The following is a 21,255-nucleotide window of genomic DNA, read 5'->3' as shown; positions in this document are numbered from 1 at the left end:
ATCTCGACGCCATCAGATTCTCAGCCGGCGAAAGCTCACCGCCCCTGCTGCAAACTCCCCTCCAGCCGCGCCAGCTCGCCGTCGAGGTCGCGCTCGACATCGGCCACCTGCATGTCGACCACCCGATAGTCGCGCGCTTCGAGCCAGGCGCGGCGCTTGGCGCGGTCGGTGCCGATGGCCTCGCTCTCGTTCGGATTGACCAGCTCGATCGCGAGCCGGTGCACGAAGGAGACGAAGTCGGGGATGTGCCGGCCGACCGGGGTCTGGCGCTTGAACTGGCCGGCGAAGCGCCGATCCCGCGTCAGCGCCTGCCACAGGATCCGCTCGGCGTCGGTCGGGTTGCGGCGGAGCAGCCGGGCGAGGCCGCGCACCGTGCTGGAGTTGTCGGCGGCGGCGCCGCCCTGTCCCTGCTCGGCGAGCAGCGCCCGCAGCCGGGTCGCCTGGGCGCCGTCGAGCACGCCGCCCTTGGCCGGGCCCTTGCGGCCCTCGGCGATCGCCATCACGACTCCATGGAGCGTGTGCATGTCCTGCTTGGTTGGATCCATCCGGGTGAAGATGTTGCGCAGGTTCACCAGCATGGTGTCGCGCTTCTCCGCCGGCCGCAGGAACTCGACCTTGTCGAGCTCGGCAACGAGGTTGTCGAAGAACGCCTGCATCTGGTGCTGGGAGGCCGGCTCGGACCGCTCCGGCATCGCGAACGGCAGCGCGCCGGCGGTCGAGAGCTTGAACCATTCGTACCCCATCAGCAGCACCGCCTGCGCCAGGTTGAGCGAGGCGAAGCCCGGATTAACCGGGAAGGTGATGATGCGGTTGGCGAGCGCGACCTCCTCATTGGTCAGGCCGGAGCGCTCCCGCCCGAACAGGATGCCGGCCCCGCCGCCGGAGGCGACGTGGCTGACGATCTCGCCCGCCGCGCCTTCCGGCCCGACCACCGGCTTGGCCTGGTCGTGGGCGCGCGCGGTGGTCGCGAACACCAGCGTGAGATCGGCGATCGCCTGCTCGACGGTGTCGAACAGCTCGACGGAACCGATGATTTGGTCGGCGCCGGCGGCGGCGCGTTGCGCGGCGACATTCGGCCAGCCGTCACGCGGATTGACGATGCGCATCCGGGTCAGCGCGAAGTTGCCCATCGCGCGCGCGGCCATGCCGATGTTCTCGCCAAGCTGCGGCTCAACCAGGATGACGACGGGACCGGCAAGGTCGTGCCCTGCCTTGGTCTTGTCGGTGCCGGACATCTCACTTCACTTTCTGATTCAACGTCTGAAGATTTTGAATCAACTTCCGAAGCGGCTGATTCAAACTCTCATGCAGGGCGGCGCAACGAGCTTGGCACCGGTTTTGCGCGGGACCATTTTCTCCAAGGAGATAACAGGGTTAGCGGCGTTTGCGAATCCTTAATCGGAATCCCAATCGCACGGAGCGAAGACTGCCGCTTGCGCGCTTCGCCTTCGGATAGGCTATCAACCACAACCAAAGCGAAGCTGTAAAGGCACGCTTGAGACGCGCTTGAACGGCGAGGCACTTGGGTCGAAGCACTTGGGGGCGATGATGCGGGGCAGATGGACGCTGGCGATTGTGGGCGTGGTCTTGATCGTGGCGGGGGGCCTGCTCGCCCACCTCACGCAGACCGCAGGCGGCATCCGGATCGAGGATGTCAGGTTCGAGGGCGCCAAGGGCAACACCATGAGCGCCCTGCTCTACATCCCGCCGAACGCGACGCCGCAGATCCCCGCGCCCGGCATCCTCGCCGTGCACGGCTACATCAATTCGCGCGAGACCCAGGACGGCTTCGCCATCGAGTTCGCCCGCCGCGGCTATGTGGTGCTGGCGCTCGATCAGACCGGCCATGGCTACAGCGACCCGCCCTCCTTCGCCAACGGCTTTGGCGGACCTGACGGGCTTGCCTATCTCCGCAGCCTGCCATTCGTCGACAAGGAGAACATCGGGCTGGAGGGCCATTCGATGGGTGGCTGGACCGTGCTGGCGGCCGCCACCGCGATGCCCAACGACTATAAATCGATGGTGCTGGAGGGCTCGTCCACCGGCAAGCCGTTGGCCGCCGAGGGCACCGCGAGCTGGCCGCGAAACACCGCGCTGGTGTTTGCCCAGTACGAGGAGTTCTCCACCCTGATGTGAGGCGTCGACCTCGCCCGCGACGTCACCAAGAGCCCGAAACTCTGGGCGCTGTTCGGCACGCAAGGCACGGTCGAGCCGGGCAAGGTCTATGGCGATCCGGCCAACGGCACCGCCCGGGTGCTGTACACCCCGGCGATGACCCATCCGGCCGAGCACATCTCGCATGAAGCGATCGGCTACAGCCTCGACTGGTTCGCCAAGACGTTGAAGGGCGGCACGCCTCGTCCGGTCGACGACCAGATCTGGTTCCGCAAGGAGATCGGCACCCTGATCGCGCTGATCGGCTTCGTGGCGCTCATGATCGGGACGTTCGACGCGCTGCTGGAGGCGCCGATGTTCTCCTGCCTGCGGCTGCCGGCGGTTGGCGATGGCACCATGCCGGCGCATCAGGCCGCCAGCGGCCGGCGCTGGACCACGGCGTTCATCCTGTCGGCCTTCATCCCCGCCCTGACCTACTACCCGGCCTTTGCACTGGGCGGCACATTCGTCAGCCCGAGCGCGTTCCTGCCGCAGGGCATCACCAACCAGATCCTGGTTTGGGCCATCATCAACGGCCTGATCACGCTGGCGCTGATGTGGTTCGTCCCGAAGCGCGCCAGCTGGGCCGGCCTCGTCGGTCAATCCGTCGTGATCGCGGTGGCCTCGGGTTGCGGTGGGCTACGCTGCGCTCTGGCTCGCCGACCTCGCCTTCAAGATCGACTTCAGATTTTGGATCGTCGCACTCAAATTGATGAGCGCGAAGCGATTTCTCATCTTCCTGATCTATCTGATTCCGTTCACGGCGTTTTTCGTGGTGGCCCTACACGTGCTGCACCGGAATTTCTCGACCATGGGCGCCCCGCGCGGAGCGCTCTATCTGACCAACATCCTGGCGCTGACGCTCGGTTTCATCGTGTTGCTGGTGCTGCAATACGGCACGCTGTGGCTGACCGGAAAGCTGTTCAACCCGATCCCGGACCCCAGCTTCGTGCCGCTCTCGACCATCGTCGCGATTCAGTTCGTACCGCTCCTGGCAATCGTCGCCGTGATCGCGACCTTCACCTGGCGGCGAACCGGATCGAGCCTGCCGGGGGCCCTGATCGCGGGCCTGTTCGTGACCTGGTACATCGTGGCCGGGACCGCCACGCAGGTCCCGTTTTAGAGGGCCGCGCGCGCGCCGCCGTCAGAATGGCGGTTCTCGGCGAAAAGATGGGCTGAAAGTGCATAACCGGTGCGCTTCCGCCCGTCCCCGGGCGGTGCTATAGCGCAGGCGTATTCCACCCCCGCCGTCAAAAGCGCGCCGTTCCCAAGAGGGCCTCCCCGTCATGGCAAAAATCAAGGTATCCAACCCCGTCGTCGAGCTCGATGGCGACGAGATGACCCGGATCATCTGGCAGTACATCAAGGACAAGCTGATCAACCCGTTCCTGGATGTCGAACTGCTCTATTTCGATCTGGGCATGGAATACCGCGATGAGACCAATGACCAGGTGACCATCGACGCCGCCGAAGCCATCAAGAAGGTCGGCGTCGGCGTCAAATGCGCCACCATCACCCCCGACGAGGCCCGGGTGAAGGAGTTCGGCCTGAAGCAGATGTGGAAGTCGCCGAACGGCACCATCCGCAACATCCTCGGCGGCGTGATCTTCCGCGAGCCGATCATCTGCAAGAACGTGCCGCGCCTGGTTCCCGGTTGGACCAAGCCGATCATCATCGGCCGCCACGCCTATGGCGACCAGTACCGTGCCACCGACATCAAGTTCCCCGGCAAGGGCACGCTGTCGCTGAAGTTCGTCGGCGAGGACGGCACCGTGATCGAGCGGGAAGTGTTCAAGGCGCCGGGCGCCGGCGTCGCGATGGAGATGTACAATCTCGACGACTCCATCATCGATTTCGCCCGCGCCTCGCTGAACTACGGCCTGCTGCGCAACTACCCGGTCTACCTCTCGACCAAGAACACCATCCTCAAGGTCTATGACGGCCGCTTCAAGGACATCTTCCAGGACATCTACGACCGCGAGTTCAAGAAGGAATTCGAGGCCAAGGGCCTGACCTACGAGCACCGCCTGATCGACGACATGGTCGCCTCGGCGCTGAAATGGTCCGGCGGCTATGTCTGGGCCTGCAAGAACTATGACGGCGACGTGCAGTCCGACACCGTGGCCCAGGGCTACGGCTCGCTCGGCCTGATGACCTCGGTGCTGCTCACCCCGGACGGCAAGACGGTGGAAGCCGAAGCCGCCCACGGCACCGTGACCCGCCACTACCGCGAGCACCAGAAAGGCAAGGAGACCTCGACCAACTCGATCGCGTCGATCTTTGCCTGGACCCGTGGCCTGGCCCACCGCGCCAAGCTCGACAACAACCCGGAACTGGCGAAGTTCGCCACCACCCTGGAGAAGGTCTGCGTCGCGACCGTCGAAGAAGGCTACATGACCAAGGACCTCGCGCTCCTGGTCGGCGCCGACCAGCGCTGGCTCTCCACCACCGGCTTCCTCGACAAGGTCGCCGAGAATCTCGGAAAGGCGATGGCGGCCTAACGGCTGCCTGTTGCCGAACACAGCAGCGAGCGTGACCATGACCTTTCCCGGCCGGGTGACGCTCGCATCCTTGCTGCTGACCGGATCGGCGGCACTCGCTGCCGATCCGCTGCCCGCCCCCGTTGCGGCGCCCGACGAGACCGCGGTCCTCACCGTCCACGCCGAGGGCGCGCAGGTCTATGAGTGCAAGCTGGTCATCGACGGCAAGCTCGCCTGGTCGTTCCGCGAACCGGTCGCCACCCTGATCGCCGATGGCCGCACCGTCGGCCGGCACTATGCCGGACCGAACTGGGAGCATGTCGACGGCAGCGCCGTGACCGCCCGCACCGCCGGCAGCGCGCCCGGCGCAACGCCAGCGGACATTCCCTGGCTGAAGCTCGAGGTGATCTCCCACCGCGGCAACGGCCTGCTCTCCAGCGTCGCCACGGTGCAGCGGATCAACACCTCGGGCGGCGAACTCAGCGGCGCCTGCGACAAATCAGGCGCACTGAAGAGCGCGGCGTATTCGGCGGATTACGTGTTTCTGCGGAGAGACTAAGCCTAATCGCGAATGCCGCCGTCGGTCTCGTGCGGTACCTGGGCGATCTCGCCGGCGGCAAGGTCGCCACCGGCCGCAAGCGGGTCGGCAAGCCGCGCCTCCGCCGTCTCCCTGACATGGGCGCCGAGCGCCGGGATCCGCTCGGTCAGGGCATGGAAGTCCTGCGCATCGAGCAGCAGCAGCTTGGTCTTCCGCGTCGCCGTCACCGTGCCGGAGCGGCTGGTCCGCCTGAGCAGCGCGATCTCGCCGAAGAACGAGCCGTCGGCAAGCCGCACGCGTTGGCTCGGCAGGTCGATCTCGACCTCGCCGGCGGTGATGAAATACATCGACGACGCCGGATCGCCGCGCCGCACCAGCACCTCGCCGGCCTCGATGGTCTGCGACCGCAGCAGGCGCATGATGTCGGCGATCTCGGCAGCGCCGAGATGTGAGAACAGCGGCACTCGCGCCAGCATGCCCCAGGTCACGACGAAGTCGCGGCGCCGGACCTCGTCGGCGAACGCGGTCGAGACGATCGCGACCGGCAGCGCGATCATCGCAAAGCCGACCACGATCGCAACCACCGTGACCATCCGGCCGAGCACCGTCACCGGGACGACGTCGCCGTAACCGACGGTCCCGAGCGTCACGATCGCCCACCACATCGCCTGCGGCATGGTGCCGAACTTGTCCGGCTGCACCTTGTGCTCGATGGCATAGAGCAGCGAGGCGAACAGCAGCACCGCGCCGGTCAGGATCACGACGCAGCCGAACAGCGTGCGCCGCTCGGCATGCAGCGCCGCCAGCAGCGAGCGCATCGCGGTCGAATAGCGCACCAGCTTGAGGAACGGCAGCATGCCGAACAGCACCAGCGCGGTCTTGTCACCGATCGCGAGCGCGATGGCCGACGGCAGGAAGGCGAGCAGGTCGATCACGCCGAGCGCCGAGCAGGCGTATTCCAGCCGCGCCTGCAGCGGCGTCATGTCGCGCAGCGAGCGGCCGACCACGCTCCAGAGCCGCGCGGCATATTCCAGCGCGAAGGCGGTCACCGCGGTGATCTCGATCGCCGTGAACAGCCACCAGAACTGGGCATCGACCTCCGGCACCGACGCCAGGATCGCCGCCAGCACATCGACGGTGATGATCGCGACGACGAGCCGGACAAATCGCGCGCCGACTGAATATGGCAGGTGGTCCTGCTCGAGCAGCTCGTAGAGACGCCCCCGCAGTCCGGGATCGCTCATCGTGGGCTTGCCTGGAGCCGTCGCCACGATCAGCCTCTCCGTCAGGCGCCGGCCGATGCCTGTTGAGTCATGGCCTGCTCGATCGCCGACAGCGCGGCGTCGGCCTTGGCACCGTCGGGCCCGCCGGCCTGCGCCATGTCGGGCCGGCCACCGCCCCCCTTGCCGCCGAGCACCTCGGAGCCCTTGCGCACCAGCTCGACCGCGTTGAAGCGCGAGGTCAGGTCGGCGGTGACGCCGACCACGATGCCGGCCTTGCCGTCCTCGGTGACGCCGACGATCGCGACCACGCCGGAGCCGATCTGCTTCTTGCCGTCGTCGACGAGGCTCTTCAGGTCCTTGGTCTCGACGCCTTCGACCGCGCGCGCGAGCAGCTTGACGTTGCCGACCTCGCGCACGCCGGAGGCGGCACCATTCGACGACGCTCCGCCGCCCATCGCGAGCTTCTTGCGGGCATCCGACAGGTCGCGCTCGAGCTTCTTGCGCTCCTCCATCAGGACCGCGATGCGCGCCGGCACATCCTCGATCGTGGTGCGCAACTCGGCCGCCGCGGTCTTCGCCAGCGTCATGGTGTCGTTGGCGTGCCTGCGCGCATGATGTCCGGTCAGCGCCTCGATGCGGCGGACGCCGGACGCGACCGCGCTCTCGCTGGTCACCGAAATCAGGCCGATGTCGCCGGTGCGGCGAACATGGGTGCCGCCGCAGAGCTCGACCGACCAGCCAAGCGCGTTCTGGCCGTGCTCGCGGGCGCTCTTGCCCATCGAGACGACGCGAACCTCGTCGCCATACTTCTCGCCGAACAGTGCGCGCGCACCGGCCTCGCGGGCGTCGTCGACACCCATGACGCGGGTCGTCACCTCGTCATTCTCGAGCACGACATCATTGGCGATGTCCTCGACCCGGGCGAGCTCCTCCGGCGTAATCGGCTTCGGATGCACGAAATCGAAGCGCAGGCGATCGGGCGCGACCAGCGAGCCGCGTTGCGCGATGTGATCGCCGAGCACCTGGCGCAGCGCCTCGTGCAGCAGATGCGTCGCCGAGTGGTTGGCGCGGATCGACGAACGCCTGGCGTGGTCGACCTCGAGCTGCAGCGCGGTGCCGACGTTCAGGGTGCCCTGCTCCACCGTGCCGACATGCACGAACAGATCGCCGGCCTTCTTCTGCATATCGGTGACGCGGAATTTGACCCCCTCGCCGGTCAGGATGCCGACATCGCCGACCTGACCACCGGACTCGGCATAGAACGGCGTCTGGTTCAGCACGATCGCGCCGCTCTCGCCGGCCTTGAGGCCGTCGACCTCGGCGCCGTCCTTGACCAGAGCCGTCACCACGCCTTCCGCGCTCTCGGTCTCATAGCCGAGGAATTCGGTTGCGCCGAGCTTCTCGCGCAGCGGGAACCAGATGGTCTCGGTAGCCGCCTCGCCAGAGCCTGCCCAGGAGGCGCGCGCCTTCTCGCGCTGGCGGTTCATCGCATCGGTGAACGATGCCTGGTCGACGCTGATGCCGCGCGACTTCAGCGCGTCCTGCGTCAGGTCCAGCGGGAATCCGTAGGTGTCGTACAGCGTGAACGCGGTGTCGCCGTCGAACATGTCGCCCTTCTTGAGGCCGGCGCTTTTCTCATCGAGGATCGAGAGGCCGCGCACCAGCGTCTTGCGGAAGCGAGTCTCTTCCAGCTGCAGCGTCTCCTCGATCAGCTTCTCCGCGCGCACCAGGTCGGGATAGGCCTGGCCCATCTCGCGGACCAGCGCCCAGACCAGGCGATGCATCAGCGGCTCGCTCGCGCCGAGCAGCTGCGCGTGGCGCATTGCGCGGCGCATGATCCGGCGCAGCACATAGCCGCGGCCCTCGTTCGACGGCAGCACGCCGTCGGCAATCAGGAACGCCGAGGAGCGCAGATGGTCAGCGATCACCCGGTACGACGCCACGTTCTGTGGGTTCGGCCCATGGCCGAGGGCCGATGCGGCCGCATCGATCAGGTGGCGGAACAGATCGGTCTCGAACACGCTCTCGACGCCCTGCAGGATGCAGGCCATGCGCTCCAGCCCCATGCCGGTGTCGATCGAGGGACGCGGCAGCGCCACGCGCTCCTCCTTCGTCACCTGCTCGTATTGCATGAACACCAGGTTCCAGAATTCGAGGAAACGATCACCGTCCTCTTCCGGGCTCCCCGGAGGTCCGCCCCAGATATGCTCGCCGCGATCGATGAAGATTTCGGAGCACGGACCGCACGGGCCGGTATCGCCCATCGCCCAGAAATTGTCCGAGGTCGCGATGCGGATGATGCGATCGTCCGAGAAGCCCGCGATCTTCTTCCAGTAGCCGGCCGCCTCGTCGTCGGTGTGGTAGACGGTGACGAGCAGCTTGTCCTTTTTCAGCCCGAAATCCTTGGTGATCAGATTCCAGGCGAGCTCGATCGCGCGCTCCTTGAAGTAGTCGCCGAACGAGAAGTTGCCGAGCATCTCGAAGAAGGTGAGATGGCGCGCGGTGTAGCCGACATTGTCGAGGTCGTTATGCTTGCCGCCGGCGCGGACGCACTTCTGCGACGTCGTGGCACGATGATAGCCGCGCTTCTCGACGCCGGTGAAGACGTTCTTGAACTGCACCATGCCGGCATTGGTGAACATCAGGGTCGGGTCGTTGCGCGGAACCAGCGGCGACGACGCCACGATCTCGTGGCCGTTCTCCTTGAAGAAGTTCAGAAATGTCGACCTGATGTCGTTGACGCTGCTCATGTTCATCCAATCGGAAAAAGGGGCCGGCCAGCCGCAAAAAGGCGTCATTTTCCGGCCGAACGCTTTTAGACATTGCCAGCTGCGGTGTCCAGAAACTGTGCAGGCGGATCATGGACTTGCCGCGGCAGCACAAAGCCCATTGGATAGCAGCGAGAGCCGCGTTGACAGTCTTGGTGGCGCCGTGTTTTCTACCTACCTGTTATTAGTCACGTCGGGAGAGACCGGCCTTACCGCCGGCGCCGAAGGAGCAACCGCCCCGGAAACTCTCAGGCAAAAGGACCGCGTGACGTCTAACATCTGGAAAGAGGCGCTGGGGTTCTCCCCGATGCGTCCGCCGACGGGATAATACTCTCAGGCACAGCGACAGATGGGGCTTTCTGCAGGTTTCTCAAGGGGAAATAGGTCCCCGGCGGGAACCGCGAGGGCCCCGTGATGCTTGCGCGCGAAACCTCCCCGCTGAAACAGACCCCGCTGCACGCGCTGCATCTGGTGCGCGGAGCCAAGATGGTGCCGTTCGCCGGCTACGACATGCCGGTGCAATACACCGCCGGCGTGCTGAAGGAGCACCTGCACACCCGCAAGGAAGCCGGCCTGTTCGACGTGTCCCACATGGGCCAGCTCGTGCTGAGGGCGAAGTCGGGCAAGGTCGCGGACGCCGCGCTCGCGCTCGAAAAGCTGGTGCCGCAGGACATCGTCGGCATCGCGCCGGGACGGCAGCGCTACGCGCAATTCACCAACGACGACGGCGGCCTGCTCGACGACCTGATGGTCGCGAATTTCGGCGATCACCTATTCCTGGTGGTCAACGCCGCCTGCAAGGCCGAGGACGAGGCGCATCTGCGCGCGCATCTCTCCGAAGCCTGCGAAATCGTGTCGCTGGCCGATCGCGCGCTGATCGCGCTGCAGGGGCCGAAGGCCGAATCGGCGTTGGCGAAACTTTGTGCAGATGTCAGTTCGATGAAATTCATGGACGCCGGTCCGCGCCGCGTCGGCGATATCGACTGCTTCGTCTCACGCTCCGGCTATACCGGCGAGGACGGTTTTGAGATTTCCATGCCCGCAGACAAGGCGGAAGCCTTGGTCACCGCATTGCTGGACAATCCCGATGTACTTCCGATCGGGCTCGGCGCGCGCGACAGCCTGCGGCTCGAGGCCGGGCTCTGCCTCTATGGTCATGACATCGACACCACGACGACGCCGGTCGAAGGCGCGCTGGAGTGGTCGGTGCAGAAGGTCCGCCGCAGCGGCGGCGCCCGAGCCGGCGGTTTTCCGGGTGCCGACAAGATTCTCGCACAGTTCGCCGACGGCGCCGCTCGCCGCCGTGTCGGCCTGAGGCCCGACGGCCGCGCGCCGGTGCGCGAAGGCGCCGGCCTGTTCGCCGATCCGACCTCGACCGAGCCAATCGGCAACGTGACCTCGGGCGGCTTCGGCCCGAGCCTCAATGCGCCGGTTGCGATGGGCTATCTGCCGACATCCCTTTCCGCGCTAGGCACCACGGTTTTCGCCGAAGTGCGCGGCCAACGGCTGCCGCTCAAGGTCGCCGCCACGCCCTTCGTCCCCAATACCTACAAACGCTAAACGCCAAAGGATCGATCCCCATGACGACGCTGTACACGTCCGACCACGAATGGCTCCGCATCGAGGGCGACGTCGCCACGATCGGGATCACCGACTACGCGCAGTCGCAACTCGGCGACGTCGTGTTCGTCGAACTGCCCAAGGTCGGCCGCAGCCTGAAGAAAGCCGAGGCCGCCGCGGTCGTCGAATCCGTCAAGGCCGCCTCCGACGTCTACGCGCCGATCACCGGCGAAGTGATCGAGGTCAACGAGGCGCTCGCCGCCGAGCCCGCGCTGGTCAATTCGGATGCCGGCGGCAAGGCTTGGTTCTTCAAGCTCAGGATTGCAGACAAGGGCGAACTCGGCGGCCTGATGGACGAGGCCGCCTACGCCGCACACACCGCCTGAGGATCAGTTTAAGGATCAAGCCATGAACGCGCCCTTCAAGCCGATCAACGAAGCCGCCACCGATTTCGTCCGCCGCCACATCGGACCGTCACCGCGCGACATCAACGCGATGCTGGAAACGGTCGGCGCCGCGAGCCTGCAGGCGCTGATGAATGAGACGCTGCCGGCATCGATCCTTCAGAAGGCGCCGCTCGATCTGGGCCGGGCGCTGAGCGAGACCGAGGCGCTCGCGCATATGAGCGAGCTCGCCGCGCAGAACCGGACCTTCACCTCGCTGATCGGCCAGGGCTATTCCGGCACCATCCTGCCCGCGGTGATCCAGCGCAACATCCTTGAGAACCCGGCCTGGTACACCGCCTATACGCCGTACCAGCCGGAGATCAGCCAGGGGCGGCTCGAAGCCCTGTTCAATTTCCAGACCATGATCTGTGACCTCACCGGGCTCGACGTCGCCAACGCCTCGCTGCTCGACGAGGCGACCGCGGCCGCCGAAGCGATGGCGCTCGCCGAGCGCCACTCGCAGGTCAAGGCAAAGGTGTTCTTCGTCGACAAGGAGGTGCATCCGCAGACGCTGGCGGTGATGCGCACGCGCGCCGCGCCACTCGGCTGGGCGCTGGTGGTCGGCGATCCCCTGACCGAGCTCGACAAGGCCGACGTGCTCGGCGCGCTGCTGCAATATCCCGGCACGACAGGCGCGGTGCGCGACCTCCGGCCGGCGATCGCATCGCTGCACGCCAAGGGTGCGCTTGCGATCGTGGCCGCGGACCTGCTGTCGCTGGCTTTGCTGACCTCGCCCGGTGAGCTCGGCGCCGACATTGCAATCGGTTCGGCGCAGCGGTTCGGCGTGCCGATGGGTTATGGCGGACCGCACGCTGCCTACATGGCGGTGCGTGACACGCTGAAGCGCTCGCTGCCCGGCCGCATCGTTGGCCTCTCGGTGGATTCGCGCGGTGCACCGGCCTATCGGCTGGCGCTGCAGACCCGCGAGCAGCATATCCGCCGAGAGAAGGCGACCTCCAACATCTGTACTGCGCAGGTGCTGCTCGCCGTGATCGCTTCGATGTATGCGGTGTATCACGGCCCGGAAGGCCTGACGCACATCGCGCGCAGCGTGCATCGCCGCGCCACCGTGCTCGCCGCCGGCCTGCGCAAGCTCGGCTTTGCGCCGACCAGCGAGGCATTCTTCGACACCGTGACGGTCGAGGTCGGCGCGAAGCAGATCGAGATTGTCTCTCGCGCGCAGGCGGAGCGGATCAATCTGCGCATCGGCGCAACCACGCTCGGCATTGCGCTCGACGAGACCACGACGCCGGAGACGGTCGAAGCGGTGTGGCGCGTGTTCGGCGGCAAGCTCACCTTCGCCGAGATCGAGGCGGCCGCGCGCGAGGCGCTGCCGAAGGAGCTGCGGCGCACCAGCGCCTTCCTCATCCACCCGGTGTTCAACACCCACCGCTCGGAGACCGAGCTGCTGCGCTACATGCGCAAGCTCAGCGATCGCGACCTCGCGCTCGACCGTGCGATGATCCCGCTCGGCTCCTGCACGATGAAGCTCAACGCCACCACCGAGATGATCCCGCTGACCTGGCCGGCGTTCGGCAACCTGCATCCGTTCGCGCCTGCGGATCAGGCCAAGGGTTATCACGCGCTGTTCAAGCGGCTGGAGCAGTGGCTGTGCGACATCACCGGCTATGACGCTATCTCGCTGCAGCCGAACTCCGGTGCGCAGGGCGAATATGCCGGGCTGTTGGCGATCCGTGGCTATCACCTCGCGCGCGGCGAGCCGCACCGCAAGGTGTGCCTGATCCCCTCCTCCGCGCACGGCACCAATCCGGCCTCGGCCGCGATGGTCGGCATGGACGTGGTGGTGGTGGCCTGCGACGCCCGCGGCGACGTCGACGTCAACGATCTCCGCGCCAAGGCGGAGAAGCATTCGGCCAATCTCGCCGCTGTGATGATCACCTATCCGTCGACCCACGGCGTGTTCGAGGAGCATATCAGCGAGATCTGCGACATCGTGCATGCGCATGGCGGCCAGGTCTATCTCGACGGCGCCAACATGAACGCGCAGGTCGGGCTGTCGCGGCCCGGCGATTACGGTGCCGATGTCAGCCATCTCAATCTGCACAAGACCTTCTGCATCCCGCATGGTGGCGGCGGCCCCGGCATGGGCCCGATCGGCGTGAAGGCGCATCTTGCGCCCTATCTGCCCGGCCATCCCGCAACCGACGGGGCGACCGCACACGCCATCGGCCCGGTGTCGGCCGCGCCGTTCGGCTCGGCGTCGATCCTGACCATCTCCTATATCTACATCCTGATGATGGGCGGCGAAGGGCTCACGCGCGCCACCGAAATTGCGATCCTCAATGCCAACTACATCGCAGCGCGGCTGCAGCCGCACTTCCCGGTGCTGTATCGCAACGAGCGCGGCCGCGTCGCGCATGAATGCATCGTCGACCCGCGGGCGCTGAAGACGACCAGCGGCGTCACCGTCGACGACATCGCCAAGCGGCTGATCGACTACGGCTTCCACGCGCCGACCATGAGCTTCCCGGTGGCGGGCACGCTGATGATCGAACCGACGGAATCGGAATCGAAGTTCGAGATCGACCGCTTCTGCGACGCGATGATCGCGATCCGGGGCGAGATCGCGGAGATCGAGAAGGGCCGCTGGAAGGTCGAGGCGTCGCCGCTGCGCCACGCACCGCACACCGTCCACGACATCGCCGACGACGCCTGGAACCGGGCCTACGCCCGCGCCGAGGGTTGCTTCCCGGCCGGCGTGTCGCGGTCCGACAAATACTGGAGCCCAGTCGGCCGCGTCGACAATGTCTACGGCGACCGCAATCTGGTGTGCTCGTGCCCGCCGACCGAGGATTACGCGCATGCGGCGGAGTAACGGGCCATGTTGCAGGATGGGTAGAGCGCAGCGAAACCCATCCTACGGTCCGGCAATCATAAGGCCCGACGAGACCGCGGGCGAACGACGGCGAGCAATACCGCCGCAGGAGGAAACATGCGCGAGGAATTCTGGTTTCATTTCCCGTTTCGCGTCCGCTATTCCGAAGTCGACGCGCAGGCCGTGGTGTTCAACGCGCACTACCTGACCTACTTCGATACCGCGATAACAGAATATTTCCGCGCGCTCGGCTACGACTATCTCGGCGAGGTCGCGCGGACCGGCATCGACTTTCACACCGTGAAATCGGTGGTCGAGTACAAGGCGCCGATCCGGTTCGACGAGGACATCGAGGTCTGCGTGCGGGTCGCGAAGATCGGCCGTTCCTCGATCGTGCTCACACTCGCGATCTTCGCCAAGGGCTCCGACGACCTGCGCGCGACCGGCGAGATCATCTGGGTCGCCACAGATCAAAAGACCCACCAATCGGTCGCCGTGACGGAAGACCTGCGTGCGCTGATTGCGAGCCGGGAAACGGTGCTGGCGTAACACGCCGCCTGCCCAGGCGACCTCTCGCATTGTCCGGGTCGATAGAGCGCAAGCCATCGTCGAGCCCGGCGATCGCCGGCTGCGGTCCATGCACAAGCCCCTCGAGCAGCCTGCCGATTTCCATGTCGTTGAAGACGCCGCGCTGGCGAAAGCCGCGGAGGTAGAATAGCGCGTTGGTCCTCATGAATCCCGCCGCGATCAGCTCGAGCAACCGCATCTCGGTCGCGCCAAGTCCCGATCCGCTCCATGGCAGCTCACGAAGCAGATCCAGCAGAGCCGGCCTCAGCAAGGGAAACGCACTCAGGTCGCGGTGCACCATATCGAAACACGTCTGCGGAGTTGTCGCCCGATACGCCTGCCAGCACATGCTTGCGGTCTCGATATCCACAGTCGGATGTTAGCCAGCGGGACCTCGTTCCAACCGCGCCATGCCGGGTCCATCGTTAGCAGGCTGAAGCCGACGAGACGCAATTTCAGCTTCGCTAACATGTCCGGCTGAGCATGAAACTGATCGAGCACCCAGATCAACTGCAGCTGATCGTTTGGGGCAGGGTCAAACCACAATTCGATGATGTCGAACGACTGGCAATAATCGTTGAACGCGAGGTCCTTCCAAGTCGCGCGCTTCGCGGACGGGGAAATCCAATCCGACCAATGATTCCCCGGCTTCTGGCCCGCTCGCACGCTGAAATAGGCCGCCAGCTCTTGTGGCGAAGGCAGCACGCCCCAGGTGAAGCGAAATGAAAGCGGAAGCACCGCGTCGCCCAGACCTGCGCGTTTCAGGTCGAGCCCAGATGGATTACCCAAGATCAGGCGCTTCACCGCTTCAACTCACTGAACACCGGCTACAAAACCAAACGGGCGCCGAAGACGTCGGCAACTCAACGTCCTCAGCGCCCGCTTGTAGCGAAATCGTGCCAGCCTTGAAGCTTATTCCTCAGCGGCCGCCGGCTCTTCCCCGTCGGCATCGCGCTCGGGCGTACCGGCAAGGATCTGCTCGGCGATCAGGCCGGAGTTCTGGCGGATCGCAGCTTCGATCTTGGCGGTGATGTCGGGATTCGCCTTCAGGAACGCCTTGGAGTTCTCGCGGCCCTGGCCGAGCCGCTGGCTGTCATACGAGAACCAGGCGCCGGACTTCTCGACAATGCCGGCCTTGACGCCGAGGTCGAGGATCTCGCCCATCTTGGAGACGCCCTCGCCGTACATGATGTCGAACTCGACCTGCTTGAAGGGCGGTGCCAGCTTGTTCTTCACCACCTTGACGCGGGTGGTGTTGCCGACCACCTCGTCGCGCTCCTTGATCGCGCCGATGCGGCGGATGTCGAGGCGGACCGAGGCATAGAATTTCAGCGCGTTGCCGCCGGTCGTGGTCTCCGGCGAGCCGTACATCACGCCGATCTTCATGCGGATCTGGTTGATGAAGATCACCATGGTGTGGGACTTGTTGATCGAGGCGGTGAGCTTGCGCAGCGCCTGGCTCATCAGGCGCGCCTGCAGGCCTGGCAGCGCGTCGCCCATCTCGCCCTCGAGCTCGGCCTTCGGCACCAGTGCCGCGACCGAATCGATCACCAGCACGTCGACCGCGCCGGAGCGCACCAGCGTGTCGCAAATCTCCAGCGCCTGCTCGCCGGTGTCCGGCTGCGAGATCAGGAGCTCGTCGATGTTGACGCCGAGCTTGCGCGCATAGACCGGATCGAGCGCGTGTTCGGCGTCGATGAAGGCGCAGATGCCGCCCTTCTTCTGGCCTTCCGCCACGGTGTGCAGCGCCAGCGTGGTCTTGCCCGAGGATTCCGGCCCGTAGATCTCGACGACACGTCCCTTCGGCAGACCGCCGACGCCGAGCGCGATATCGAGTCCCAGTGACCCCGACGACACCGTCTCGACATCCATCGAACGGTCGTTCTTGCCGAGCTTCATCACCGAGCCCTTGCCGAACTGGCGCTCGATCTGGGAGAGCGCGGCTGAGAGGGCCTTGGACTTGTCCATGGAGGATCCTTCGACGATACGCAGTGCAGTAGCGGACATTTGGGATGTGCTCCTTATGGCGGGGATTCGCTAGCGGGAAAGATGGGCGATGCGATCAGGCGGAATGCGTTGCTGATAGGAACCCCGTACCACGTTTGTTCTATGTTCGCAATATGTTCTTTCTGGCGTGCGGGTGCTGGCCTGTTTTATCCCCTAGTGGCCTAAGTTGAATTTGGAAGTGGCCTGTTTTGAATTAACCGAGCGGTAACCGAGGCTTGGCCGCTGTTCTCGGTAAGACTACTGAGTCGGCAATCCAATGTTCTGCCGATAGCAATTCTTATTGTCCGATAACTGTTCTTCTCCACAGGGGAGAAGTGTTACCGGAGTTCTCCGTGGGCGAACGGAGTTCCGGTAGGCCGCAGTTGCCCCTAGCCAGGATTTGAGGACGACCCGTTTTGAGTCAAAGAGCGGCGGTACCTGATGTACGACGCTATAGGCGCAGCAAACGTCAGAAACAGTACGGGTAGACCGATTGCCACCCAAGCGAAAACCGCCGGGTTGGTCGTACCGAACAGCCACATAACGCCGATGACCAACTCGATTGCGGCTAGGCCGATCAAACGGCCCTTGATTGATCTGTTCATTTCGCCTGCTTAGGGCCGCCTCAGTTGGCGGCCTCTTCTTGAGATGGCGATCTTGAAACCACTTGAAGTGACGTGCGAAAAGTGCAACGGCCCGGGTAATCCCCGATTCTATCCCCACTTGGCAAATGCGAATGCCAGCGCCAATCCCAAAGAAACCGCCCAGCGAGTGGCACCAGGCATTGCTGCGCAAACCTCACGGGGATCAGTGGCGCGTCGAAGAGGGAGCCGAGCCGATGATATTCCACTCTCTCCAATGGGTCGGATGAACCACAACGGGCCGATTTGAATCGGCATTGACCCATCCGCCGAGAACTCGGCAACAGGGGAATACGAGCGCGTGGAGGCCATCCGAGTCGATTACGGCCAACTCCAAAACGCGGTTGAATGGCGCGGTTTCAATTTGGTGCCAAATCATGAAGAGAGAATAGGCCGCCGTTTGCATCGGCCGTTGACGACAATCAACCGACTCATGCGTGTCCTAATTTCATTTTGCGAGTGTCCTAATTAGGACAGCACCGGCGTGCGGACTGGCCCTGTTTTATCCCCCAGTGGCCTAAGCTGAATCTGGAAGTGGCCTGTTTTGAATTAACCGAGCGGTAACCGAGGCTTAGCCGTTGTTCTCGGTAGGACTACTGAGTCGCGCGGTGGATGTTCTGCACACAGAATCACTTGAAGAGCGTCTCAACATCAAGGCACAGCGGCTCCTGAAGGAGGCTTGGGGGCACTCCACCGGCGTCGAGCGCTCCCGCCTTGTCCGCAAGGCGCGCCTTGCCGAAACCGCCTCACAGTTGAGCGACTGGCTGCGGTCGCCGGCTTCACGAGCGCTGACGTGAGGGGTCGATACCATTTCCATGCGCAAAGCGGCGCAAGCAGGATAGTCAATTTTCGTAGGCGCTGGGCAAGCAAGAGCGATACGGCAATCAAGGCGGTCCTGAATTACTTCTGGCTCCGCAAGTAAAAGGTCATCGCACTCGAAAGTGCAATATCCGGGATTTTGTTCCTACCCTCTCGGACTGGAAGGGCTACGCCGCCTGTAAGAGTTTCAAACGGGCGGCGTAGCTTTGTCTGGGCCGCCTTAGTCCCTGATCTTGCCCTTGCCTTCGCAGGCCGTGCATTTGACCGCGATAGATTCTGTGACCCGGCTGCACCGCCTGCGCAATTGGCTGGACGCCCATTCCATTGCAGTTTGGGCAGATACGCTCTTTGATCTTCGGCTGCATGTTTGAGCCTTTCTGGCCGCCTCATTTGGGCGAATCGAAAGGGGCCGCTCCACGCGCGGCCCCTTGCCGGTTTAGTTTCGAAAATCTGTTCGGGATGAAAATCTAGCCCCGGCAAGTCTTACGTTAGAGTTTTCAACAGACCTTTAGGATTCCGATAAACTACGGTGTTTCGCTATCGGAACCAGGAACCTGACATTAGACGCTCGCGTTAACTGACCGCTTGCCTCTCAACGAAAGGGACAAAGAGGAGGTTGGCATGATGGAGCATCCCAATCTCGATTCGTATGTAGTTCGAGCGCGCATCTGTCTTGGTATTGCGATCATTGGCGCGGTGCTGTTCGCCACGGTGATGCTCACTGGCATACGATAAGGCCGCCTCAGTTGGCGGCGGCCTCTTTCTTTTTTTAATCTCGATCTCAGCTTCGTTTCCGTATGTCCTCGGTTAGGACTTCCAGATCGTCGCTGCTGCGCGTCCTAATTCCAGGTTGCGAGTGCCCAAATTAGGACAGCACCGGCGTGTCGGTACCCGCCTGTTTCCATTCCCAGTGGTCTACTTTGAAATTTCGAGTGGCCTAGTTTGGGTTTAACCGCGTCGCAACCATGCGTTGCCCGTTGTTCTCAACACGACTACCGAGCAGTCCTATTCACGACACCATCCGTTCCAGGTCCACAGAACAGAGGACTACCGGGATCTCTCCGTGGGTGAACCGAGTTCGTAAATCGCGATCTTTGCAATGTTCACTTTGGAACTGAGCACCGGCCATTTGCATATTAGGATTCGTGGAACTCAAACCCAACGGTTAGGACCCGAAGGCGAGGTAGAGGTGTCATGAAGCGACGACGACGCCGGGTAGTTCAGATTATCCCCCTTGAAGAACGTCTCACCCAGGAAGCCAGAGAGCTGCGCCAACGAGCTAGAAGACTTGCCCCGTGTCGAGAGCGGGAAGCATTGCTAAGAAAGGCGCGTCACAATGAGACCACCGCTCATTTGACCGAGTGGCTGATGTCTCCCGGGCCACGCGCTCCAATTTAGGAGCGCGACGGTGTCAGCGAACCGGAATCAATTCGATGGCGTCGAGACCGCCTTTGTCTGCGCTGTGCTGGGGTCGCTCATTCAGAGGCCGCCTCGGCTGGTGTCGGGCCATGCCCCCCATAATCGGCTGGAGTTCAGTTCTCGCGATAGCGCTCATATGCGGCCACTGCACCGCCAAGCACGCTGCCAAGCGTGGCCGCTCTAAACCGGCATGGTTCATCTCGGCGGCGCGCGCGCCGCACCCGTTGCTTGCCCGCAACTAACCTTTCAGAGGTATTAAACTTTTTAATGCGCCATGCAGACATACCCTTGCCAGGATTTTGCAAATCCTTCCTGGGGCTAGAGCCGACGCCGTCCGCATGCATTTTAAGCGGGCGGGCGTTCGTACATTTGAGCGTATGTCGTAAACAGCAAGAAGCCCCGACGGGGGCTAGCGCGTCAGGGCCTCTTTCCGGATGCGATTCTCCCCGGAGCGCAAACTCAGCGCGCGGTCCAGCTGAGAGCGCCGTGAAGTGTACCGGGGAACGTCGGCAATATAGAACGCTCTCCCGGACTACCTCGACTTGACAAGTGTCCTAACTCCCATCTGACCGTGTCCGAATTAGGACAGTACCGGCGTGTCGGTGCTGGCCTGTTTCCATCCCTGTGGCTTTGATTTTCTGCGTGGCCTGGTTTGCCATTTACCCGTCGCAATCGTTCGCGTGACGTCGTCTGCCCCATCGGTGAAGGCCGAGCCGTCCCGACCGATCCCCGTGATAGCCAATTTGGGACATGTGCTGTGGCACAAATTGTATAGGCTCCCAGCTATCAGGATTTTGCACACCTTCCTGGGGCTAGGGCCAGCGCCGTCCGCAAGCATTTCGAGCGGGCGGCGTTGTGCTGTCAGGCATCAGCCGGAGTGAAACCGGGCCGATCCGGGCACGCCGACGGGAGCCGTTGTCGAAGCGTTTGGGCTGCGGCGCGGCGCGATCCGTAGTTCTCCGGGGCAGAACAAAGTTCCGCGAGCAGGCGGCTCGACCTTCGTCTCGACTGCATCGGACAATCAACGAGTTGCCGAAAGATTTGGCGAAGCCGGATCACGATTGGCACAATCTGCATACGACCTTGGTACCCCTCCTGACGCCCAAAAAAACTACGTAGCGTTCAAGGGAAGACTCGGGTTCCGGCAGTGTTCGTAACATTTGACTTGTCCGGCCGACGCACCGATTGCGCATCGCGAGGCAAGGCGATGCCGTCGGCGAACGGATCCACTCCGGGATCCGCAACGACGCCCAAACGGGCGCCCCGCTTCACTCAATCGTTTGACGGGTGTTAGTTGTTGCTACAACCTTTGATTTAAATATCGACGACCGCCATTCATTCGCGGGAACCGTTCCAGATGATTCACAAGGGCGTCGAATTCAGCGTCACGCAGCTCATGCCCGGCGTCTGGAAATGGCGTTTCCAGATCGGCGATCGGGTCTTCACGGGCAAGACCGAAGCAAAGCTCGACCTGTTGGCGATCCGCCGCGTGCAGCTGCGGATCGACCGCGAGCTGAACAATCTCGGGCTCGGCCGGACCCGCGGACACCGCGATCAGGACTGAGACGCAGTCCGTCCGGCAAGCTTCAGTCCGCGCTTGCCAGCCGCCGCATCGTGAACTCGATGTCGCCGCCCGGCAGTTCGCGCCAGCTCTCGACCGCGCTCATATAGGCGGCCTTCGGATAGCGCTTGAGAAAGTCGCGCGCCCGCAGGCGGGCCTGATCGCGCGGCAGGCTGAAGGTCTCGCGCAGATAGCCGTCATCCGGCTTGCGCCGCGCGGCCATCCGGCTGGCAAGATCGCGCGGACGAAACACCATT

16 protein-coding genes and 1 riboswitch are annotated in these 21,255 nt (G+C 63.9%); of the genes, 9 read left to right on the top strand and 7 right to left on the bottom strand.

What is annotated here, in order from left to right:
• Window positions 1–35: 35 nt before the first annotated feature.
• Window positions 36–1,235, bottom strand: a complete 1,200-nt coding sequence (locus ACVWW1_RS04135; RefSeq protein ID WP_456654951.1) for a TrmJ/YjtD family RNA methyltransferase — start codon at window positions 1,233–1,235, stop codon at window positions 36–38.
• A 313-nt stretch (window positions 1,236–1,548) separates the two neighbouring features.
• Here ACVWW1_RS04135 and ACVWW1_RS04130 point away from each other — a divergent pair, with 313 nt between their 5' ends.
• A complete protein-coding gene (locus ACVWW1_RS04130) occupies window positions 1,549–2,136 on the top strand; it encodes an alpha/beta hydrolase family protein (RefSeq protein ID WP_456654950.1) in 588 nt (195 codons plus the stop codon).
• A gap of 176 nt (window positions 2,137–2,312) precedes the next feature.
• On the opposite strand, the gene ACVWW1_RS04125 is transcribed toward ACVWW1_RS04130, so the two are convergent.
• Window positions 2,313–2,513 (bottom strand): hypothetical protein, encoded by a 201-nt coding sequence (locus tag ACVWW1_RS04125; RefSeq protein WP_456654949.1) that lies wholly within the window; start codon window positions 2,511–2,513, stop codon window positions 2,313–2,315.
• Between the two features lie 275 nt (window positions 2,514–2,788).
• On the opposite strand from ACVWW1_RS04125, the gene ACVWW1_RS04120 reads away from it, so the two are divergent.
• The 3 genes from ACVWW1_RS04120 (at window position 2,789) to ACVWW1_RS04110 (ending at window position 5,193) form a co-directional block, all read left to right on the top strand.
• Window positions 2,789–3,277 carry a hypothetical protein gene (locus ACVWW1_RS04120; protein ID WP_456654948.1) on the top strand — a complete coding sequence of 163 codons (489 nt, stop codon included), beginning with the start codon at window positions 2,789–2,791 and terminating at the stop codon, window positions 3,275–3,277.
• 163 nt (window positions 3,278–3,440) lie between these two features.
• On the top strand, window positions 3,441–4,655 hold the full coding sequence (locus ACVWW1_RS04115) for an NADP-dependent isocitrate dehydrogenase (RefSeq protein ID WP_092115336.1): 1,215 nt from the start codon (window positions 3,441–3,443) through the stop codon (window positions 4,653–4,655).
• Window positions 4,656–4,692: 37 nt separating this feature from the next.
• Entirely contained in the window at window positions 4,693–5,193 is a 501-nt protein-coding gene (locus tag ACVWW1_RS04110; RefSeq protein WP_456654947.1) for a DUF3455 domain-containing protein, read from the top strand.
• A 2-nt stretch (window positions 5,194–5,195) separates the two neighbouring features.
• Here ACVWW1_RS04110 and ACVWW1_RS04105 read toward each other — a convergent pair whose 3' ends face one another.
• Window positions 5,196–6,416, bottom strand: coding sequence for a cyclic nucleotide-gated ion channel (locus ACVWW1_RS04105; RefSeq protein WP_456656616.1), 1,221 nt, complete (start codon window positions 6,414–6,416; stop codon window positions 5,196–5,198).
• 41 nt (window positions 6,417–6,457) lie between these two features.
• Complete coding sequence (gene alaS, locus ACVWW1_RS04100) at window positions 6,458–9,145, bottom strand: alanine--tRNA ligase (protein ID WP_456654946.1); 2,688 nt, start codon at window positions 9,143–9,145, stop codon at window positions 6,458–6,460.
• 202 nt (window positions 9,146–9,347) lie between these two features.
• A riboswitch (glycine riboswitch) is annotated at window positions 9,348–9,436 on the top strand.
• Between the two features lie 141 nt (window positions 9,437–9,577).
• Between alaS and gcvT the strand changes: the two genes are divergently transcribed.
• From gcvT to ACVWW1_RS04080, 4 genes are all read left to right on the top strand, one after another.
• Window positions 9,578–10,723, top strand: a complete 1,146-nt coding sequence (gene gcvT / locus ACVWW1_RS04095; protein WP_456654945.1) for a glycine cleavage system aminomethyltransferase GcvT — start codon at window positions 9,578–9,580, stop codon at window positions 10,721–10,723.
• A gap of 20 nt (window positions 10,724–10,743) precedes the next feature.
• The gene (gene gcvH / locus ACVWW1_RS04090) at window positions 10,744–11,109 is read left to right on the top strand and encodes a glycine cleavage system protein GcvH (protein ID WP_146988090.1); all 366 of its coding nucleotides are present in this window, start codon (window positions 10,744–10,746) and stop codon (window positions 11,107–11,109) included.
• Between the two features lie 22 nt (window positions 11,110–11,131).
• Window positions 11,132–14,005, top strand: coding sequence for an aminomethyl-transferring glycine dehydrogenase (gene gcvP, locus ACVWW1_RS04085; protein ID WP_456654944.1), 2,874 nt, complete (start codon window positions 11,132–11,134; stop codon window positions 14,003–14,005).
• Between the two features lie 117 nt (window positions 14,006–14,122).
• Window positions 14,123–14,554: an acyl-CoA thioesterase gene (locus ACVWW1_RS04080; RefSeq protein ID WP_456654943.1), complete on the top strand. Its 432-nt coding sequence runs from the start codon at window positions 14,123–14,125 to the stop codon at window positions 14,552–14,554.
• Window positions 14,555–14,854: 300 nt separating this feature from the next.
• Here the strand turns inward: ACVWW1_RS04080 and ACVWW1_RS04075 are convergent, their stop codons facing one another.
• Together ACVWW1_RS04075 and recA are read right to left on the bottom strand one after the other, a co-directional pair.
• Window positions 14,855–15,376, bottom strand: coding sequence for a hypothetical protein (locus ACVWW1_RS04075; RefSeq protein WP_456654942.1), 522 nt, complete (start codon window positions 15,374–15,376; stop codon window positions 14,855–14,857).
• Window positions 15,377–15,484: 108 nt separating this feature from the next.
• Complete coding sequence (gene recA, locus ACVWW1_RS04070; RefSeq protein ID WP_176530286.1) at window positions 15,485–16,579, bottom strand: recombinase RecA; 1,095 nt, start codon at window positions 16,577–16,579, stop codon at window positions 15,485–15,487.
• A 4,215-nt stretch (window positions 16,580–20,794) separates the two neighbouring features.
• Between recA and ACVWW1_RS04065 the strand changes: the two genes are divergently transcribed.
• Window positions 20,795–21,001: a hypothetical protein gene (locus tag ACVWW1_RS04065; RefSeq protein ID WP_092115349.1), complete on the top strand. Its 207-nt coding sequence runs from the start codon at window positions 20,795–20,797 to the stop codon at window positions 20,999–21,001.
• A gap of 22 nt (window positions 21,002–21,023) precedes the next feature.
• Here the strand turns inward: ACVWW1_RS04065 and ACVWW1_RS04060 are convergent, their stop codons facing one another.
• Window positions 21,024–21,254 (bottom strand): hypothetical protein, encoded by a 231-nt coding sequence (locus ACVWW1_RS04060; protein WP_097676056.1) that lies wholly within the window; start codon window positions 21,252–21,254, stop codon window positions 21,024–21,026.
• Between the last annotated feature and the right edge of the window lies 1 nt (window position 21,255).

The sequence above is a fragment of the Bradyrhizobium sp. JR3.5 genome, from assembly GCF_054057015.1.
Note: the sequence above shows the minus strand (reverse complement) of the source record. Positions and strands in the feature narration are given on the sequence as shown.